Below are 18,730 nucleotides of genomic sequence, written 5' to 3'. Positions count from 1 at the left end.
GCCCGCGATAGCGATCGACCTGACACATCAATGTTGAATGTGCTGCCGCCATCGCGGGCAAGCCCGCTCCCACAGGGTTCTCCATTAACCTTGGGATTTCTGCAGGTGATCCATGCTCGCGCCAATCGCCGTCTGGATATCCGCCAGGCCATGGACGCTGTCGGCGAACGGTTCGAACGACAGGTAGCCGCTGTAGCCGGTAGCGAGCAAGGTTTCGATCTGCGCCGCGTTACCCAGGATGTCACCCTCGCCCACCAGCACCCGGTGGCCGTCGCGGATGGTCGCCAGCGGTGCCTCGGCATCTTCGACGCCGGAGATGTGCACCAGCCCGGTCAGCTCGGGGAAGAATTCATGTTCGCTGGCCAGGTGATGGTGAAAGGTGTCATGCACCAGACGGAACACATCCAGCCCACCGATGGCCTTGATTGCATCGACCGCCGTGCGTTTACGCCGCAGCGAGCATTCTTCGAAACCCAGCGGCTCGATGAAACCGAGGATGCCGTGATCGCGCAGGATCGGCGCCAGTTCACTCAACGCCGTGCGCAGCCCGGAAGCACGCTGCGCTTCGGTTCGTGGATCGGCGCGGTCGTTCAACGGGCACATCACCAAACCCTGCGCACCGCAATCACGGGCATAAGCGGCGAGCTTCAGGGCTTGCGCACGACGCTCGTCATTCCAGACATCGAACGGATACAGCGCGTTGATCGACAGTACGGTGATGCCTTTGGCCGCGCACAGCTCACGCACGTGTTCGGGCGCGGTGCCGTCCTCGATCTCGACACCCTTGAGGTCGTTGCGGATTTCGATGGCGTCGGCCTTGAGGGTCACCGCCAACTCGATGAACGCGGGCAAGGACAAACGTGGGGCGACCATACGGTTCAGGGCGAAACGCAGGGGTTTGCTCATTTTTTGTTGTTCTCCGCACACGTGAATTATTTGGCTGTCGGCATGCTGAATTCAGGGCCCTTGGCGATGCTGTCGGGCCAGCGCTGCATCACGCTTTTGTAGCGGCTGTAGAAGCGAATGCCTTCTTCACCATAAGCGTGGTGATCACCGAACAGCGAGCGCTTCCAGCCGCCAAACGAGTGCCAGGCCATCGGTACCGGAATCGGTACGTTGATGCCGACCATGCCGACCTTGATGCTGCGGGCAAACGAGCGAGCGATGCCGCCGTCACTGGTGAAACACGACACGCCGTTGCCGAACTCATGGGCATTGATCAACGCCACGGCGCTGGCGAAATCCGGCACGCGCACGATGCCCAGCACCGGGCCGAAGATCTCTTGCTGGTAGATGCTCATCTCGGTCGTGACGTTGTCGAACAGCGTCGCGCCGACGAAGAAACCGTTCTCGGCGCCCGGCACCTTGAAGTTGCGTCCGTCGACAATGAGCTGCGCGCCCTGGGCCACGCCTTCGCCGATAAAGCCTTCGACCTTGGCCTTGTGCTCGGCGGTCACCAGCGGCCCCATGTCGCTGTCGCCCTGCATGCCGTTGCCGACTTTCAGTTGATCGATGCGCGGCAGCAGTTTGGCTATCAATTGGTCGCCGACATCACCGACCGCCACGGCAATCGAAATCGCCATGCAGCGTTCGCCAGCCGAGCCGTACGCCGCGCCGATCAGTGCATCTGCCGCTTGATCCAGATCGGCATCGGGCATGACGATCATGTGGTTCTTCGCCCCGCCCAGCGCCTGTACGCGTTTGCCGCGCGAGGTTGCTTGCTGATGGATGTACTCGGCAATCGGCGTCGAGCCGACAAAGGAAATAGCCTCGATGTCCGGGTGTTGCAGCAAGGCGTCGACGGCAGTCTTGTCGCCCTGGACCACGTTGAACACACCGTCCGGCAACCCGGCTTCGGTCAATAATTTCGCCATCAGCAAACTGGCCGACGGGTCGCGCTCGGACGGTTTGAGGATGAAGCAGTTACCGGTGACCAGCGCGATCGGGATCATCCACAGCGGCACCATCACCGGGAAATTGAATGGGGTTACGCCGGCACAAACGCCCAGCGGCTGGCGCAGATTCCAGTTGTCGATGCCGCCGCCGATGTTGTCGCTGAACTCGGTTTTCAGCAGGTTCGGCGCACCGCAGGCGTACTCGACGATTTCGATGCCGCGCGTCACTTCGCCCTTGGCGTCCGAGAACACCTTTCCGTGTTCGCGGCTGATGATTTCTGCCAATTCGTTGTGATGGCGGTCGAGCAGTTCCTTGAACTTGAACATCACCCGCGAACGGCGTAACGACGATTGCTCGGACCACGCCGGGAACGCCTTCAAGGCCGATGCGACGGCGTCGTCTACGGTCTTCTGACTGGCCAGCCCGACTCGCGCCTGAACGCTGCCGGTGGCCGGGTTGAAGACATTGCTGAACCGCTCGCTGCCGCTGTCTTGCACCTGACCGTCGATGTAATGGCCTATTACCTGGGCGCTGCTCATTGTTCTTGTTCTCCGTTCGAATGTTTAAATTCAGGCTTTTTAGTTCAGAGATGCAGCAACCAGCTGTGCTGCGGATCGTTATGGAACTGCCAGACGCGTTTCGGTCCGGCCATCACGTTCAGGTAATACGACTCGTAGCCATAGGGCACGCTGACCGGGTGATAGCCCTTGGGCACGACCACCAGGTCGCTGTTTTCCACGGCCATGGCCTGGTCGATGCTGCGATCGTCGGTGTAGACCCGCTGGAACACGAAGCCTTGGGGCGGGTTGACCTGGTGGTAATAGGTTTCTTCGAGAAAGCTCTGATGCGGCAGATCGTCGGTGTCGTGCTTGTGCGGCGGGTAGCTCGACGAGTGCCCGGACGGCGTACGCACTTCCACTACCAGCAGCGCATGGGCCGGTTCGGTGTCCGGCAGGATGTCGCAGACGTAACGGGTGTTGGCGCCCTTGCCGCGCACGCTACGTTTCATGTTGTCGGGTTTGATCAGCCGTGGGCCGAGGTTTTCGGCGGTCGAACCGGGGGCGGCGCAGACGGCGATTTGCACGTCGCTCAACGCCACCACCTGCGCCTGGCTGCCGGGCGGCAAATACGCCGCGAACGGGGATTTGTCTTCGAACACTGACTGGCGATCACCAATGTTGTCCCAATCGAACGCGCCCTGCCCCGGCGCTTCACCCTTGATGCTGACCCGGCCGCTGAGCAGCACCAGGCACAGTTCCTTGTCGTCGGCGCTGACCGGCAGGGTTTCGCCGAGGCTCAGACGGTAAGCGGCGAAGCCGACGTATTCCAGCTCACCCTGCCCCAACTCGACCATGGTCCGGCCGCGAGCATTGCTTTTGACCAACAGGCTCATCGCGCGGTCCTCTCGTTGAGCAGTGCACGTAAGGTGTCGTAGCCTTTTTTGGCGTAGACGTAACTCGGTGCCACCGCTGGATCCTGCTCGGCCTCGACCACCAGCCAGCCGTGGTAATCGGCGCCCAGCAGAACGTCAAGCAAGGCGCCGAAATCAATGTCGCCATCGCCGGGGACGGTGAAGGTGCCGTTGATGATGCAGTCCGGGAAGCTCCACAGGTTGTTGCGCGCCAGTTGCACCACCGGTTTGCGCACGTCCTTGAAATGCACGTGGCAGATGCGTTCGATGTGTTTGCGCAGCACCTGCAACGGTTCACCACCGCCCATGTAGCAGTGGCCCGAATCGAACAGCAGGCCGACTTCACTGCCGGTCAGCGCCATCAGTTTGTCGATGTCCGCCGGAGATTCGACGTAGGCGCCCATGTGGTGGTGATACGCCAGGCGCACGCCCTGGGACAGGGTGAAGCGTGCCAGTTCAGTGAGTTTGTCGGCGTATTCCTGCCAGGCTTGCTCGGTGTGAAAACGCGGGCGCTCGACCAAGGGAATGCGCTGGCCTTGAATCGAGTCGGCGACTTCGCCATAGACCAGCACCTTCGCGCCGTTCTTCGCCAGCAGCTCGACATGGCTGGCGATGGCGTCGATTTCCTCGGCCACGGAACGGCGGGCCAGACGGCTGGAATACCAGCCGGAGACCAGCGCCAGGTCGTAGGGCCGCAGCACGTCGCCGACGCCTTTGGCATCCTTGGGGAATTTACCGTTGAGTTCGAAACCTTCGTAGCCGATTTCCTTGCCTTCGCTGAGGGCGGTGCTCAACGGCGTCTCGCCACCGAGGGACGGCAAGTCGTCGTTGCTCCAGGAGATCGGGTTGATGCCAATTCGGATAGCGGGCATGGCTGCACCTTTTATTGTTTTTACTAAAATGTTCAACCGATCACCTGTGGCGAGGGAGCTTGCTCCCGCTCGGCTGCGAAGCAGTCGCAAACCTGTGAATGCGGTTTACCTGATACACCGGGCCGGTTGATTTAGGACTGCTTCGCAGTCCAGCGGGAGCAAGCTCCCTCGCCACAAAAGCCCGATCAATCAGCCAATTTGTTCAAGCGCGGGCCGTGCGCCAGGCTTCGATCAATTCGACGAACGTGCCCTGCACCTGGCGGATCAGCGTTTCGTCGTCGATTTCACCGGCCATCCACGCGCGGCTCGGTTCCTGGAAAATCGTTCGGCCCACGGCAAAACCTCGGCAGGTCTGGCTCTGGCTGGCCTGCTGAAACCCTTCGGCCAACGCCGCCGCCGGGGCGTTCAGGCCCAGCAGCACCACGCCACGGCAATACGGATCGCGTTGCTGAATCAGCTCGTCGAGCTGTTTCCACTCCTCGGCGCTTTGCGCTTCGATCTTCCACCACGCCGGGTAGATGCCCAGGTTGTAGAGGCGTTTGAGCGCGCGATACAGCACGTCTGGATGCGTCGAGGGGTGATCCTTGGGCGGAATAATCTCCAGCAGCAGTTCATGCCCGCTGACCTGGGAGGCCTGATACAACCCCTTTATCTGTGCTTCCTGCTCCAGACGCAGCAGCGGCTCGTCGTCGGGATGGAATTGCACCAGGCATTTGATGATCTGTTCCTGCGGCCAGGCAATCAGGTTGCTGCCGATCGAGCGCCCGTGCTCGAACGCCAATGGCCGCGAACCCTGCACTTCCACCGGCCGAGCCACCCACCAGCCGCGACCGGTAGCGGTGTTCAGCGAGTCCTGACCGAAACGTTGATCGGCCAACAAGCCGACATCAGCCTCGACGCCCTGCTCACGCAAATCGGCTTCGACCCGCTCCACGGCTTTGATAAAGAGTTGTTTGAGCTCGCCGATAGCGTTCAGGTCGCGCCCGCCCTTGTGGGCCAGTTCCACCAATTGCCCGCGATGATCGAAGGCGAAGATGAACAGTTGCTTCCACTGTTTGCGCGGCACGCTGACTTGATGCAGACGCTGCAACACGGCGTCCTGATCCGGCCGGGTAATCGGTACCGGGCTGTTGAATAGATAGTCGAGTTCGGCGCGGGTTGGCATCGCCGGGGCGCAGGCATGGCGCGACACCACCAGACCGCCGCAAGCATTGGCCAACTGGCAGCAGCGCTCGTCGCTGGCGTCCTCCAGCCAGCCGCTGAGGAAACCCGACATGAAGGCATCGCCGGCGCCCAGAACGTTGAGCACTTCGACGCGCACGCCGGGATAGATCGCGCCGTCTTCAAGACGCGCCGGGATCGCCCCATGAATCACCGTGCAGCCTTGCGGGCCGAGCTTGACCACCAACGTCGCCGCGCTCAGTTGCCGGACGTTGCGCAATGCAGTGAGCAAATTTTCGGAACCACCGGCGATCAAAAACTCTTCTTCAGTGCCGACGATCAGGTCGAAACGCGGGAGGATTTTCTGCACGTGCTGGCTGACGTTCTGATCGGCGACGAACCGGGTCTCGCCGTCCGCCTTGCCGGCCAGGCCCCAGAGCACCGGGCGGTAGTCGATGTCCAGCACCCGTTTGACGTTGTGTTTCTCGGCGTAGTCCAGCGCCTGGATGCTCGCCTTGTAGACGCCGTCGGTGGAGAAATGAGTGCCGGTGATCAGCAAGGCTTTGCTGGAGGCGATAAAGGCTTCGCTGATGTCTTCGGCGCGCAACGCCATGTCGGCGCAATTTTCGCGGTAGAACACCAGGGGAAAGGTTTCGCGGTCCTTGAGGCCCAGCAGGACCATGGCGGTCAGGCGTTCCGGATCGACCTTGATGCCGCTGACGTCGCAGCCTTCACGGGTCAGCGATTCAACGAGGAAGCGGCCCATGTGGTCGTCCCCTACCCGGCTCAGCATCGCCGACTTCAGACCCAGCCGAGCGGTGCCGAAAGCGATGTTGGCGGACGAACCGCCGAGGTATTTGGCGAAGCTGCTCACATCCTCCAGCCGCGCCCCTACTTGCTGCGCATAGAGGTCGACGCCAAGGCGTCCCAGGCAAATCAGATCCAATTGACGCCCACTGGCAAAACGAGTCTGGCCCATGCTGGCTCCTGTTATTTTTATCAGCCTGCGTTCGGGGCGATGAAGGCGCCGAACACTCTTGGTGGATGCAGACTAAAACGACCCGGACCGAACAATCAATAATTATTCTAAATATTTTTTACGTGGAATATTTTTTCCAATAAACTTTCACACAAGCATTCCAGACACAGTGCATCGTTTCAGCAGACCCCAGGGCGGGCGCAAGCTCAAGATTTTATTCCGGCCTACCCTGTAGACTGCGCACAGCCAACCTATTGTCAGGGGATGACGCGACCTGTCATCTCTATAAGCACAAGCCAGAAGGATTCCTTATGTCCCGCACCGATCAGCCGGCTACGACCGAGAGCACGCCCGACAGCGATCTCGCCAGCCCTCCGATCAATGCCGAGCGTTTGTTGCAGCTGATCACCGATGAATACGAAAGCCTGCCGCGCCAGCTCAAACGCATCGCCAGCTACATGAGCCAGCAGAGCGACCGGATCATGGTCGACCGTATCAGCGACATCGCCCGTGAATGCGAAGTGCACCCGTCGGCCATCGTGCGGTTTTCCCAGCGTTTCGGCTTCAGTGGTTTCAGCGAAATGCAGGCGCTGTTCCGCGAGGCCTACACCCACAAAACCACACCGGTGCAGAACTACCAGCAACGCATCCGCAGCATGATCGCCAACAAGTCGCAGAAGGCCAGCGGCGGCGATCTGGCGCGCGAATGCATCAACGCCACCCTGTCGGGCATCGAACGGTTGGGGCTGGAACTCGATGACCAGGCCTTCGACAAGGCCGTGGATCTGGTGGTGAATGCCGACAACATCTACGTGGTCGGGGTGCGCCGTTCGTTCGCGGTGGCCGATTACCTGGTCTACAACCTGCAACACACCAACAAGCGCATCCACTTGGTGTCGGGCCTTGGCGGCAGTTACCGCGAGCAGATGCGCAGCGTGCGCGCCAATGACCTGGTGATCGCCATCAGCTTCACGCCCTACGGCAAAGAAACCCAGCACTGCCTGCGCATCGCCCAGCACAATCAGGCGAAAACCCTGATCATCACCGACAGCAACCTCTCGCCGTTGGCCAAGCGCGCCAACACCGTGCTGCTGGTCAACGAAGGCAGTTCGTTTGCCTTCCGCTCGTTGAGTGCAACCTTGTGCCTGTGTCAGGCACTGTTTATCGCCGTGGCTTATCGGCTGGAATTGAAAGTCGATGAGATTCATGAGCAGGTAGGCTTTGAGGATTAGCCTTTGAGGATTAGCGCGAAGCCATTTGCAGGTCGTTGAACCTCAGCTAAGGTTGTCCATCCCCGATGGACTGTCTTAAGGAGAGGCTCAATGAAACTGATCGGCATGCTGGATTCGCCCTACGTGCGGCGCGTCGCCATTTCCGCCAAATGCCTGGGCATACCGCTGGAGCACGAGTCGGTTTCGGTGTTCAGAAATTTCGAGCAGTTCCAGCAGATCAACGCGGTGGTGAAGGCGCCGACACTGGTGCTGGATGATGGCGAGGTGTTGATGGATTCGACGCTGATCATCGACTACCTGGAGGCTCTGGCCGCGCCGGGTAAAAGCCTGATACCCAACAATCTGGAGCAACGCTTGCGCTCGCTGCGGCTAATCGGCCTGGCGTTGGCAGCGTGCGAAAAGTCGGTGCAGCTTTACTACGAACGCAACCTGCGGCCAGCGCAGATTCAGTACGCACCCTGGGTGGAACGGGTCGAAGGGCAATTGGCCGCGGCGTATTCGGCGCTGGAGCGGGAGCTGGAAAAACAGCCGCTGAAGATCGACGGTTCGATTGCGCAAGACGGGATTACCCTGGCGGTGGCCTGGAGTTTTACCAACCTGGTGGTGCCGGATCAGGTGGAGGCTGCGCAGTTTCCGCGGATCAGCGCGTTCACAGAGTATGCCGAGGGGCTTGAGGTGTTTGTCGGTACGCCTATTAACTGAGCCACAACGATCGTTCCCACGCTCTGCGTGGGAACGATCATCAGCGCCCACATAATCGGCGCAGAACCTGTAGGAGCGAGCGGTGCGGCGATCCGACTTGCCCGCGAAGGCGTCCTCAGACCATTTCCATTTCTGCCGCGCTCGACACCGATCTTCAGCTGGAAAACACGTAGTGCCCTTTGACCTTCTTCGAACCCAGAAACCCCAGATCCGGGAACAACAGCGTTTTGAGGTAAGCGACAAAAAACACCATGCCCAGGGTGATTCCGGCACCGACGAGCGTCAGCAGCGGATCCTCCTCAAACCCCTGGAACATTCGCGGAAACTGGCTCAGGGACAGGATCACGTAAATGGTGTAGGCCTGCGCAACGTTCTTATAAAAACCCCAGGCGAACAGCAACGGCACCACGGCGGCAAACAGGGTGAAAAACACGGCGGCACCTGGCCCGATCATCGAGCCGAGGAAAAACCCGAGGACTGCACCGAGCAACGCTTGAGCAATCGTCAGGAAAAGTAATGTCTTGATCTTGCCGGAGTGCCGCTGACACAGCGCGGGGTCAGCATAAGCACCTATCCAGTATGCCAGCACCCGATCCTTGACCTCCCCGCCGGACAGCGTCTTGAAAATTTCGCTCTTCGAATGCCCGCTTTCGAGCATCACCACCAGTTGCCGTTTGCTTTCCTTTTTGTTCAAGGCATTTCTCCTGTGAAGCAACACAACATTAAAAGTGGAAGCGGATGTGCTCCCGCTGAGGCGATTCTCGCTGCATCAGCGGCGCAAAAGCAAAACGCCGCTTCTACTGCAGTAAAAGCGGCGTAAACAAGGGCCACAAGGAATCAATGCGTGAACAGGGCAATCAGAATGATGATCGGGATCGGTACGCCGAGAAGGAACAGCAATATAGAGCGCATGATGGTTCTCCTGGGTTAGCGAACAGGTGGCAGCGTCGTGGTTGTGGTGGTGGTCACGTAGGCATCGGTTTCCAGGTACTCCACGGCATCCCGACGACGACCACCGAAGATCGCGGCGAGGCTGGCAAAAAATGCCCCGGCCAGCAGCGCGACGAACATCCACAATGCCGTCAAGGCTGCGACTTTGGCCGCGGTGTCAGCCGCTTGTTGCGCGGCCAGTTTGGCGTCGGCAACGGCTTTTTGGGTGCGGGCATAGACTTCATCGACACGACGTTCGGCGTCCGCTTGAGTGAGGTTGGTCCGCTGGGCGACCAGTTGTGCCAGGTAGGTCCGATCCTCGGGCGCCAGTTGACCGTCGTTACGCAGGCTGCGCGCGAAGACCCGGGTGACGGTGCCATTGACGGCGTCCTCGCTGACGGCGACTGGCCGATCATCGCGAAACAGGCTGTCGACGAAGTAACCGTAAGGGTCACTGTCGGTATTACCTACCGCGCTGCCGGCAGCCTGGGTCATGGCGCTGGCGGCACCGCCGGCGACCGTGGCCCCGGCCTGCACGCCGCCGCTGACGATGTTGCTGACCGAGCCGACCACCAGGGTCGCGGTCACCAGCGTCGCGATACACCAGGCCAGGAAGCCATGGGCCGTGTCACGGAAGTAGACCTCATCGCCATGCATATAGGCCCATCTCACCCGCAGGCGACCGGCGATGTAGCCGCCGAGTCCGGACGCCACGATCTGGGTAAAGGCCAGCCAGATGATTGTCGAGAGACCCAGGCCCTTGGCGCTGACGCCTTCATGGGCCCACGGCGAAACCGCCGAAAAACCCAGGCCAAAACCAAGCAGCACGAGGATCAGCGACAACGCCGCAGCGGCCGCGGCTCCGGCGAAGATAGCGGCCCAGGACACGCCCGAGAGCGTGCTGAACTCATCTGCGACAGGATAAAAACCATCAGAGGATCTGTTCATAGTTGTAGTGCTCCAGGCAGGTGTTACAACTCGTCAATCGAGCAATTGCAGTCAACGTGCCAGTCGCACTACTTAAACAAATCGTTCTATTTCAAATAGTTGAAAACAGTGAACTTCTCAGGGTCATGCAGTTTGCAAGGAGCCGGCCCTGGCGGCGGGTTTTATGCATTGCATTTTGACTGCAAACGAATTACTTGCGCTTGTAACTCTTGTTGCCGCTGGGCGTCAGGCAATACACCCCGCCTCTTGGTCCGGTGCAAAACGTACCGGTGCCGCAGGCGCAGCCGTCGGCATCCTGCAACAGCGTCTGCGGTCGCGCCTGGTCTTTACTGCCAAACATCGCCGAGCAACTTTTCTTCGAACCACTGATGGAGCCGTCATTGCACAGGAACAGATCGCCGTCGCAACGATCGATGCCGCCCTTCTTCCCCGAACATGGCGTGTTGGCAGCCCAGGCGGAGGAGCCGAACATGCACAACAGCAAAAACATCGGCATCCAGCCACGAACCATTAAAGTGCGCACAGTGCAGCTTCCCTTTAGAGTTACGGCCGGATGATATCAACGTTCCCGCCAAGCTCATGAGGCAACATGAAAGTTAATTTAAAAAGCGGCGCGTAATTCTTGGCAAAATGAGCCCCACTTCGAATTGAACCGATTATCAGGCAAGCCCTATGACCCGCATCTTGACCATCGAAGACGACGCTGTGACCGCCCGGGAAATCGTCGCCGAACTGAGTAGCCACGGCCTCGACGTGGATTGGGTCGACAATGGCCGTGAAGGCCTGGCGCGCGCGGTCAGCGGCGACTATGACCTGATCACCCTCGATCGCATGCTGCCGGAGCTCGATGGTCTGGCGATTGTCACCACCCTGCGCACCATGGGCGTGGCCACGCCGATCCTGATGATCAGCGCCCTCTCCGACGTCGATGAACGGGTTCGCGGCCTGCGCGCCGGCGGCGACGATTACCTGACCAAACCGTTCGCCACCGATGAAATGGCCGCCCGGGTCGAAGTTTTGCTGCGCCGGCAAAATACCGTGACCGCCCAGGCCACCACATTGCGCGTGGCCGATCTGGAGCTGAACCTGATCAGCCACGAGGCCAGCCGCGATAGCCAGTTGCTGACGCTGTTACCCACCGAGTACAAGTTGCTGGAATTTCTGATGCGCAACACCGGGCAGATTCTGTCGCGGATGATGATTTTCGAAGAGGTCTGGGGTTATCACTTCGACCCTGGCACCAACCTGATCGACGTGCACATCGGCCGTCTGCGCAAAAAGATCGACCCGCCAGGTAAAGTCCCACTGATTCGGACGGTGCGAGGCTCGGGTTATGTCATTGCTGAACCCCTCTAAAGGCTGGCGCTCCTCCAGCAGCCGCTTGCTGGCGCTCTACAGTTCGCTGTTCGTGGCCTGGAGCGGGATTCTCATGGGGGTCATGTATTACGAGGTGTCCAGCTACCTGGACACCCTGGCCAAGCATTCGCTGATGCAACGTCAGCATCTGTTTTCACGCTTTTCGGGCGAACAACTGGAGGACGCCCTCGCCGCCAGCGTGACCTTCGACATTCGCGGCATCGATGCCTATGGCCTGTTCGATGACCAGCAGCGCTACCTCATCGGCCCCTTGCGCCAGTTCCCCCAAGGCCTGCCGCTGGACGGCAAGATTCACATCCTCAGAGACTGCGTCGACGCCGACGACCCGACCCTGCCCGCCGACAGTTGCGACGCCGTGGCGACCCGGACCGTGGACGGGCGCTGGCTGGTGCTGGTGCGGGACAACGGTTCGCTGTTTGCCGTGACCCGGATCATCTTGCACGCGCTGCTGTGGGGCGTGTCGCTGACCATTCTGCCCGGCATCGCTGGCTGGCACTTATTGAGATGGCGCCCGCTGCGGCGGATCCGGGCGATCCAGGCCAGCGCCGAAGCCATCGTCGCCGGCGACCTGACCCGACGCCTGCCGCTGTCCAACCGCCGTGACGAGCTGGACATGCTCGCCGCCATCGTCAACGCCATGCTCGAACGCATCGAGCGCTTGATGAACGAGGTCAAGGGTGTGTGCGATAACATCGCCCATGACCTGCGCACACCGCTGACGCGCCTGCGGGCGCAGCTGTACCGGATTCAGCAGCAGGCCGATGACGGTTCGACCCTGGCTGTGCAACTGGATTCGGTGCTCGGCGAGGCCGATACCTTGATGGCGCGTTTCCGTGGCTTGCTGCGAATTTCCGAGCTGGAGGATCGCCAGCGCCGTTCGGGCTTCGTGCAACTGGATCCGGTGCCGTTGCTGCAAGAATTGCATGACTTTTATCTGCCGCTGGCCGAAGAAGGCGAACTGACCTTTAAACTGCAACTGCCCGAGTCCCTGCCCCGGCTCAACGGTGACCGGGCGCTGTTGTTCGAAGCCGTGGCGAATTTACTGAGCAACTCGATCAAGTTCACGCCGCCGGGTGGCAAGGTGATTTTACGTGGGATGAATGACGCCGGGCATACACGAATCGAAGTACTCGACTCCGGCCCCGGCATCGCGCTGGCCGAACGTGAGGCGGTGTTTCAGCGCTTCTATCGCGCCGAGGGCGGTAACCCGCAAAGCGGATTCGGGCTGGGCCTGTCGATTGTCGCGGCGATTGTCAGCCTGCATGGGTTTACGCTGGAAGTCGGTAGCAGCGAACTGGGTGGTGCACTGTTGGTACTCGATTGCCGGCAGAGTCTGATTCCTCAGGCCTGACCCAAATCTTCTGAACTGACACATAACCTGTGGGAGTGGGCTTGCCCGCGATGGCGGCCTGACAGAGAAAATTATGTCGCCTGACACTCCGCTATCGCGGGCAAGCCCGCTCCCACAGGATTTGCTTAAGTCAGCGATGACTCAGTACCCCGCAACCTCGCGCAGAAACACCGGCAAGTCAGTGATCGGCGGCAGGGCCGGAATCTCGACGTACATCTGGACCACCCAGCCTCGGTGATAACTGGCGTGGTTGACCACATGCAACAGCATCGCGCCGGCACTCATGACCCCGCTTTCCCCCGAGACGGAGCTGAATTCGATGGGTTGATCCAGCGAGTCGTCGGTCTGGGCCGAGGCCCATCCACAGAACCATTGATCGATCTCCTGTTGCGCCATTCGCAGCTCGGGGAGTTCGGTATGGAGCAGGTCATGGGAGGTTTTGAAGTCGTGCCCTCGCCCCTCCAGATGCGCTTGCCAGATGCAGTCCACCACGTAGATGTGGTTCAAGGTGCCGATGATGTTGCTGAACACCGACACCCGTTTGCGGTTGAGCTCTTCCGGTGGCAGCGCCATGAGGCTGTCGAAGAGTCGCTGATCGGCCCAGCGCCTGTAATCGGCGAGCATGCGGGCAGTGCGTACGTTGATCATCTGAGGTCTCCCATGAGGATGGGCGCATTGCCAAGAATAGCCCTCGCGGTGAATGACATCGCAGACACTGATCATCGGTCACCCCTACGCGACCTTGTAGCCGCTGGCGTCCAATGTGGGAGCGGGCTTGCTCGCGAAAGCGGTGTGTCAGGTAACATCATTGCCGACTGGCAGTCCGTATTCGCGAGCAAGCCCGCTCCCGCATTAGGCCAGCCGTTACAGGATTTCATCGCGAAATTAAATCAAGACAGACGCTGCACCACCCGGTCGGCCAACGCCAGGCAACTGGTCAGCCCCGGAGATTCGATGCCGAACAAGTTGACCAATCCCTGCACACCATGCACATCCGGACCGCTGATAACGAAGTCGCTGGCCGGCTCGCTCGGCCCGCTGATTTTCGGGCGAATGCCGCTGTAGGCCGGTTGCAGGCTGTCATCGGGCAACGCCGGCCAGTAACGCCGGATCGCCTGATAGAAACTTTCGCTGCGGCGGGGATCGACGCGATAATCGACGTGCTCGACCCATTCGACATCCGGCCCGAAACGCGCCTGACCGCCCAGGTCCAGGGTCATGTGCACACCCAGCCCGGCGCTTTCCGGTGCCGGGTAAACCAGATGCCGAAATGGCGCCGGACCACTGAAACTGAAATAGCTGCCCTTGCACAGCCAGGCCTTGGGAACGTGCTGCGCTGGCAAGCCTTCGATCCGGCTCGCCACCTCAGGCGCGGACAATCCCGCGCAGTTGATCAACTGACGACAGCTCAACGTCATAGGCTGAGCCCCACCCATGTGCAGCTCGAAACCGTGCCCGGTGCAACGGGCCGATTCCAATGGCGTGTGAAAGGCTATCGAAGTCCCGCACGCTTCAGCATCTGCCTGAAGCGCCAGCATCAGGGCATGGGAATCGACGATGCCGGTGGACGGCGACCAGAGCGCGGCAACGCAGGACAACGCCGGTTCAAGCGCCTGCGCCTGCCCGGCGTCCAGCCATTGCGGGTCATCGACGCCGTTGCGCCAGCCCTGCTCCAGCAATACCTGCAAAGCATGGCATTGACGCTCATCGGTGGCGACGATCAGCTTGCCGAGACGCTGGTAATCGACGCCGTGCTCGTCGCAGAAGGCATACAGCCGCTGCCTGCCCTCCACGCACAATTGCGCCTTGAGACTGCCACTCGGGTAATAGATGCCGGCGTGGATCACTGCCGAGTTGCGCGAGCTGATGCCCACGCCAATCCCCTCGCCCGCCTCGACCAGAATCACTTCTCGCCCGATTCGGGCCAGGGCCCTGGCCACCGCCAGCCCGACCACGCCGGCCCCGACCACCACGCATTCGATATCGACGCTCACCTGCCCTCCACTCATACAAGCCAGCCCTCGCTCCCGATAATCGACCACGCTGGAGACTATCGTGTAGGAGCTGGCGAAGCCTTCGATCTTTTGATCTTCGGCGGCCACTGAAATGCCAAAGATCAAAAGATCTCAGCCTTCGGCAGCTCCTACATACCATCCAACAGTCATCAAAACGACAACTAACTGTCAATTAGCTGAACCACTGCATACTTCAATAACCGAACCCCGCTTAACCGGCCATCAAGTGCACTTTTACGATTGACTTCACCCGCCTCGCTCAGTAAATTGCCCGGGCCGGTAACAACGGCCTTTTATCAATTCACAAAAGAATCCAATGGACACAGTATCTAGTCGCTGTCGGATGACTGCAGATAGGCAGGATCTGGCACATAACCCAGACAATGACGGGACTCGACTTTTCGGTCGGGTGAGCTGCGCTAGAGCCTGAGGCTCCACCGTAACTTGCCTCACCGGAATCAGTCCGGCCCAGAGGCATGTTATGAACTTCAAAACCACTGTAATGCCAGGCGTACGCGCCTTTGCATCGACCATGCGGGTCAAGCTTTGCCGTGAGCGTCTGTTGACGACTCGGCCCAGCGCCCCGTTTTCCGCCCCTTCTGCCCACGCCAAGGCACAACCTCGTGCCAACTGGCGCGTCTGCCCGACGACGGGCCGGCTTCAGCAACGCTGGAGCTTCGACGAAAGCCAGGACCCACCGAGTCGGCGCATCGCGCGCCTCTTCCAGCAGGCGAGCCTGATGCTCGGCCTGTACGGTGGGGCGCGCACTTTCAATTAATCGGAAGGCACTTTAAAAGTCCTTCCCGAACGGTTTTCTTAAAACAAAATCCGACAACTTCCTGTTGCCTGTTAAAAACAAACGTTATTGGAATTAGTTATGGACGAAGCCAGTAGTCGGTTCGCTGCCTGTCACCTGTTAGTTGATGGGCAGCGAACGTTAAAACATCAAAACACAATCATCCGACTCGATCGCTTATTTGCGGCTCGGCATACGTGCGCTCGTCTTTGATTAGCTGAGTACCTGTGTGTCGTGCCGCAAGCCTGCGGCAGGAGCACAGCAATGACCCTTGTAAAAACCGAAAAAAAAATCACCCGCGGCGCCTCCAGCGATAACGCCAAGCTGTCGATGCGCGCCGCCCGGGAAGCACAAAACGGCCTGGCCGTAACCCTCACCAACCTCAACGCCACCGCTGACGGTTTGACCGAACTCGAAGCCGAAGGCCGTTTGGCTCGCGAGGGCCACAATGAAGTCGCCCACGACAAGCCGCCTCACGCCATCGTCCAACTGCTAAAGGCCCTGAACAATCCCTTCATCTATGTACTGCTGACCCTGGCCGGCATCAGTTTTTTCACCGACTACTGGCTGCCGAACAGCCAGGGTGAAGGCGACGACGCTGACCTGACCAAGGTCATTATCATCATGACCATGGTCAGCCTGAGCAGCCTGCTGCGGTTCTGGCAGGAATACCGCTCGGCCAAGTCAGCCGAAGCCCTCAAAGCCATGGTACGCACCACCGCAACCGTCCTGCGTCGCCAGCAAAAGGACCGCCCGCCAGTGCTGCGCGAAGTGCCGATGCGCGAACTGGTGGCCGGCGACATCGTGCAGCTCAGCGCTGGCGACATGATCCCGGCGGACATCCGCCTGATCGAATCCCGCGACCTGTTCATCAGCCAGGCCGTGCTGACCGGTGAAGCCTTGCCCGTCGAGAAGTACGACACGCTGGGGGACGTGGCGCAGAAGTCCGCGACCGGCAGCGCAGCCGATCAGTCCAACCTGCTGGACCTGTCGAACATCTGCTTCATGGGCACCAACGTGGTCAGCGGTACCGCCAAGGCGGTGGTGGTCGCTACCGGTTCGCGCACCTACTTCGGCTCACTGGCCAAAGCCATTGTCGGCTCGCGGGTGCAAACCGCGTTCGACCGAGGGGTGAACAGCGTCAGCTGGTTGCTGATCCGTTTCATGCTGGTCATGGTGCCGATCGTGTTCCTGCTCAACGGCTTCTCCAAAGGTGACTGGAGCGATGCGTTCCTGTTTGCACTGGCAGTGGCGGTCGGCCTGACCCCAGAAATGCTGCCAATGATTGTCAGCGCCAACCTGGCCAAAGGCACCATGGCCATGGCCAAGCGCAAAGTGGTGGTCAAACGCCTTAATGCGATTCAGAACTTCGGTTCGATGGACGTGCTGTGCACCGACAAGACCGGCACTCTGACCCAGGACAAGATCATTCTTGAGCACCACGTCGACATCAATGGTCAACGCGACGATGCGCTGCTGGAACTGGCCTGGCTCAACAGCCATCACCAGAGCGGACTGAAAAACCTGATGGATCAGGCGGTGGTGCAGTTCGCCAACAACAACCCAAAGTTTCGCGTGCCGTTCGCCTACAGCAAGGTCGATGAACTGCCGTTCGACTTCGTGCGCCGGCGCCTGTCGATCATCGTCAAGGACAGCCGCGACGATCACCTGATGGTGTGCAAAGGCGCGGTCGAGGAAATGCTGACCATCGCCAGCCACCTCAATGAAAACGGCACGGTCGTGGCACTGGATGATCAGCGTCGCCAGGCGCTGCTGGCGCGGGCCTTTGAGTACAACCAGGACGGCTTCCGGGTGCTGTTGGTCGCCACCCGCGAGATCCCGAAGGCACAGACGAAAAACCAGTACGCAACCACTGACGAACGCGAACTGGTGATTCGCGGCTTCCTGACCTTCCTCGATCCACCGAAGGAAACCGCCGGCCCGGCGATTGCCGCGCTGCGTGATATGGGCGTGACCGTCAAGGTGCTGACCGGCGACAACGCCGTGGTGACCTGCAAGATCTGCCGCGAAGTCGGCCTGGAACCCGGCACACCGCTGCTCGGCCAAGACATCGAGACGATGGACGACGCCACCCTCAAGGTGCGGGTCGAGGAACGCACGGTGTTCACCAAGCTGACGCCATTGCAGAAATCCCGGGTGCTCAAGGCGTTGCAGGCCAACGGTCACACCGTGGGTTTCCTCGGTGACGGCATCAACGACGCCCCTGCCCTGCGCGATGCCGACGTCGGTATTTCGGTGGACAGCGGTACCGACATCGCCAAGGAATCGGCCGACATCATCCTCCTGGAAAAGAGCCTGATGGTGCTCGAAGAAGGCGTGCTCAAGGGCCGCGAAACCTTCGGCAATATCATGAAGTACCTGAACATGACCGCCAGTTCCAACTTCGGCAACGTGTTCTCGGTGCTGGTGGCCAGTGCATTCATTCCGTTCCTGCCGATGCTGTCGATCCACTTGCTGCTGCAAAATCTCATGTACGACATCTCTCAGCTGGCGCTGCCGTGGGACAAGATGGACAAGGAATTCCTGCGCAAGCCACGCAAGTGGGATGCGAAGAACATCGGCCGTTTCATGCTGTGGATCGGGCCGACCTCGTCAGTCTTCGACATCACCACCTTCGCGGTGATGTGGTACGTGTTCGCCGCCAACAGCGTGGAAATGCAAGGCCTGTTCCAGTCCGGCTGGTTCATTGAAGGGCTGCTGTCCCAGACCCTGGTGGTGCATATGCTGCGCACCCAAAAAATCCCGTTCTTCCAGAGTACTGCGGCGTTGCCGGTGATCCTGATGACCGGGCTGGTGATGGTGCTGGGTATCTACATTCCGTTCTCGCCACTGGGCACGCTGGTCGGTCTGCAACCGCTGCCGTGGGCGTACTTCCCATGGCTGGTCGGCACGTTACTCAGCTACTGCGTGTTCGCGCAGGTCATGAAAACCCTCTATATCCGTCGCTTCAAGCAATGGTTCTGATGGTGTAAGCCCCCGAAGCGAGGGGGCAAACCCAAATGACTTGAACACCACAAGCCCGCTCCCACAGGTTTCGTG

The 18,730-nt window shown here is 60.1% G+C and carries 16 protein-coding genes; 6 read left to right on the top strand and 10 right to left on the bottom strand.

Annotated features, from left to right (window positions below; genetic code table 11):
- Positions 1-84 precede the first annotated feature (84 nt).
- From AB3226_RS25490 to iolC, 5 genes are all read right to left on the bottom strand, one after another.
- Complete coding sequence (locus tag AB3226_RS25490; protein WP_367375115.1) at positions 85-906, bottom strand: TIM barrel protein; 822 nt, start codon at positions 904-906, stop codon at positions 85-87.
- A 26-nt stretch (positions 907-932) separates the two neighbouring features.
- Positions 933-2,435 carry a CoA-acylating methylmalonate-semialdehyde dehydrogenase gene (locus AB3226_RS25485; protein ID WP_367375114.1) on the bottom strand — a complete coding sequence of 501 codons (1,503 nt, stop codon included), beginning with the start codon at positions 2,433-2,435 and terminating at the stop codon, positions 933-935.
- Positions 2,436-2,479: 44 nt separating this feature from the next.
- The gene (gene iolB, locus AB3226_RS25480) at positions 2,480-3,289 is read right to left on the bottom strand and encodes a 5-deoxy-glucuronate isomerase (RefSeq protein WP_367375113.1); all 810 of its coding nucleotides are present in this window, start codon (positions 3,287-3,289) and stop codon (positions 2,480-2,482) included.
- On the bottom strand, positions 3,286-4,179 hold the full coding sequence (gene iolE, locus AB3226_RS25475; RefSeq protein WP_050681562.1) for a myo-inosose-2 dehydratase: 894 nt from the start codon (positions 4,177-4,179) through the stop codon (positions 3,286-3,288). Before iolE ends, iolB begins: the two co-directional genes overlap by 4 nt.
- Positions 4,180-4,381: 202 nt before the next feature.
- Positions 4,382-6,319 carry a 5-dehydro-2-deoxygluconokinase gene (gene iolC / locus AB3226_RS25470; protein WP_367375112.1) on the bottom strand — a complete coding sequence of 646 codons (1,938 nt, stop codon included), beginning with the start codon at positions 6,317-6,319 and terminating at the stop codon, positions 4,382-4,384.
- Positions 6,320-6,630: 311 nt separating this feature from the next.
- Here iolC and AB3226_RS25465 point away from each other — a divergent pair, with 311 nt between their 5' ends.
- Positions 6,631-7,551, top strand: a complete 921-nt coding sequence (locus tag AB3226_RS25465) for a MurR/RpiR family transcriptional regulator (protein WP_052966863.1) — start codon at positions 6,631-6,633, stop codon at positions 7,549-7,551.
- Between the two features lie 90 nt (positions 7,552-7,641).
- Positions 7,642-8,253: a glutathione S-transferase gene (locus AB3226_RS25460; RefSeq protein WP_367375111.1), complete on the top strand. Its 612-nt coding sequence runs from the start codon at positions 7,642-7,644 to the stop codon at positions 8,251-8,253.
- Positions 8,254-8,407: 154 nt separating this feature from the next.
- Here AB3226_RS25460 and AB3226_RS25455 read toward each other — a convergent pair whose 3' ends face one another.
- The 3 genes from AB3226_RS25455 to AB3226_RS25445 form a co-directional block, all read right to left on the bottom strand.
- Complete coding sequence (locus AB3226_RS25455; protein ID WP_367375110.1) at positions 8,408-8,947, bottom strand: hypothetical protein; 540 nt, start codon at positions 8,945-8,947, stop codon at positions 8,408-8,410.
- A 233-nt stretch (positions 8,948-9,180) separates the two neighbouring features.
- Positions 9,181-10,131 carry a hypothetical protein gene (locus AB3226_RS25450; protein ID WP_367375109.1) on the bottom strand — a complete coding sequence of 317 codons (951 nt, stop codon included), beginning with the start codon at positions 10,129-10,131 and terminating at the stop codon, positions 9,181-9,183.
- Positions 10,132-10,321: 190 nt separating this feature from the next.
- A complete protein-coding gene (locus tag AB3226_RS25445) occupies positions 10,322-10,642 on the bottom strand; it encodes a hypothetical protein (RefSeq protein ID WP_367375851.1) in 321 nt (106 codons plus the stop codon).
- A 161-nt stretch (positions 10,643-10,803) separates the two neighbouring features.
- Here AB3226_RS25445 and AB3226_RS25440 point away from each other — a divergent pair, with 161 nt between their 5' ends.
- Positions 10,804-11,487 carry a response regulator transcription factor gene (locus tag AB3226_RS25440; protein WP_048397077.1) on the top strand — a complete coding sequence of 228 codons (684 nt, stop codon included), beginning with the start codon at positions 10,804-10,806 and terminating at the stop codon, positions 11,485-11,487.
- Positions 11,465-12,859: a sensor histidine kinase gene (locus AB3226_RS25435; protein WP_367375108.1), complete on the top strand. Its 1,395-nt coding sequence runs from the start codon at positions 11,465-11,467 to the stop codon at positions 12,857-12,859. Before AB3226_RS25440 ends, AB3226_RS25435 begins: the two co-directional genes overlap by 23 nt.
- 141 nt (positions 12,860-13,000) lie before the next feature.
- Here AB3226_RS25435 and AB3226_RS25430 read toward each other — a convergent pair whose 3' ends face one another.
- Positions 13,001-13,507, bottom strand: a complete 507-nt coding sequence (locus tag AB3226_RS25430; RefSeq protein ID WP_367375107.1) for a DinB family protein — start codon at positions 13,505-13,507, stop codon at positions 13,001-13,003.
- 242 nt (positions 13,508-13,749) lie between these two features.
- Positions 13,750-14,853 (bottom strand): NAD(P)/FAD-dependent oxidoreductase, encoded by a 1,104-nt coding sequence (locus AB3226_RS25425; protein ID WP_367375106.1) that lies wholly within the window; start codon positions 14,851-14,853, stop codon positions 13,750-13,752.
- Positions 14,854-15,355: 502 nt separating this feature from the next.
- Between AB3226_RS25425 and AB3226_RS25420 the strand changes: the two genes are divergently transcribed.
- Both AB3226_RS25420 and mgtA read left to right on the top strand, forming a co-directional pair.
- Positions 15,356-15,652 (top strand): hypothetical protein, encoded by a 297-nt coding sequence (locus AB3226_RS25420; protein WP_367375105.1) that lies wholly within the window; start codon positions 15,356-15,358, stop codon positions 15,650-15,652.
- Positions 15,653-15,934: 282 nt separating this feature from the next.
- A complete protein-coding gene (gene mgtA / locus AB3226_RS25415; RefSeq protein ID WP_367375104.1) occupies positions 15,935-18,655 on the top strand; it encodes a magnesium-translocating P-type ATPase in 2,721 nt (906 codons plus the stop codon).
- Positions 18,656-18,730: the final 75 nt, after the last annotated feature.

It is taken from the genome of Pseudomonas lini (genome assembly GCF_964063345.1).
Taxonomy (GTDB): Bacteria; Pseudomonadota; Gammaproteobacteria; order Pseudomonadales; family Pseudomonadaceae; genus Aquipseudomonas; species Aquipseudomonas lini_B.
Note: the sequence above shows the minus strand (reverse complement) of the source record. Positions and strands in the feature narration are given on the sequence as shown.

Excerpts from the sequence above, each read along its gene's own strand:
- AB3226_RS25490 (WP_367375115.1), bottom strand. The coding sequence starts at position 906 with ATGAGCAAACCCCTGCGTTTCGCCCTGAACCGTATGGTCGCCCCACGT.
- AB3226_RS25485 (WP_367375114.1), bottom strand. The coding sequence starts at position 2,435 with ATGAGCAGCGCCCAGGTAATAGGCCATTACATCGACGGTCAGGTGCAA.
- iolB (WP_367375113.1), bottom strand. The coding sequence starts at position 3,289 with ATGAGCCTGTTGGTCAAAAGCAATGCTCGCGGCCGGACCATGGTCGAG.
- iolE (WP_050681562.1), bottom strand. The coding sequence starts at position 4,179 with ATGCCCGCTATCCGAATTGGCATCAACCCGATCTCCTGGAGCAACGAC.
- iolC (WP_367375112.1), bottom strand. The coding sequence starts at position 6,319 with ATGGGCCAGACTCGTTTTGCCAGTGGGCGTCAATTGGATCTGATTTGC.
- AB3226_RS25465 (WP_052966863.1), top strand. The coding sequence starts at position 6,631 with ATGTCCCGCACCGATCAGCCGGCTACGACCGAGAGCACGCCCGACAGC.
- AB3226_RS25460 (WP_367375111.1), top strand. The coding sequence starts at position 7,642 with ATGAAACTGATCGGCATGCTGGATTCGCCCTACGTGCGGCGCGTCGCC.
- AB3226_RS25450 (WP_367375109.1), bottom strand. The coding sequence starts at position 10,131 with ATGAACAGATCCTCTGATGGTTTTTATCCTGTCGCAGATGAGTTCAGC.
- AB3226_RS25445 (WP_367375851.1), bottom strand. The coding sequence starts at position 10,642 with ATGGTTCGTGGCTGGATGCCGATGTTTTTGCTGTTGTGCATGTTCGGC.
- AB3226_RS25440 (WP_048397077.1), top strand. The coding sequence starts at position 10,804 with ATGACCCGCATCTTGACCATCGAAGACGACGCTGTGACCGCCCGGGAA.
- AB3226_RS25435 (WP_367375108.1), top strand. The coding sequence starts at position 11,465 with ATGTCATTGCTGAACCCCTCTAAAGGCTGGCGCTCCTCCAGCAGCCGC.
- AB3226_RS25430 (WP_367375107.1), bottom strand. The coding sequence starts at position 13,507 with ATGATCAACGTACGCACTGCCCGCATGCTCGCCGATTACAGGCGCTGG.
- AB3226_RS25420 (WP_367375105.1), top strand. The coding sequence starts at position 15,356 with ATGAACTTCAAAACCACTGTAATGCCAGGCGTACGCGCCTTTGCATCG.
- mgtA (WP_367375104.1), top strand. The coding sequence starts at position 15,935 with ATGACCCTTGTAAAAACCGAAAAAAAAATCACCCGCGGCGCCTCCAGC.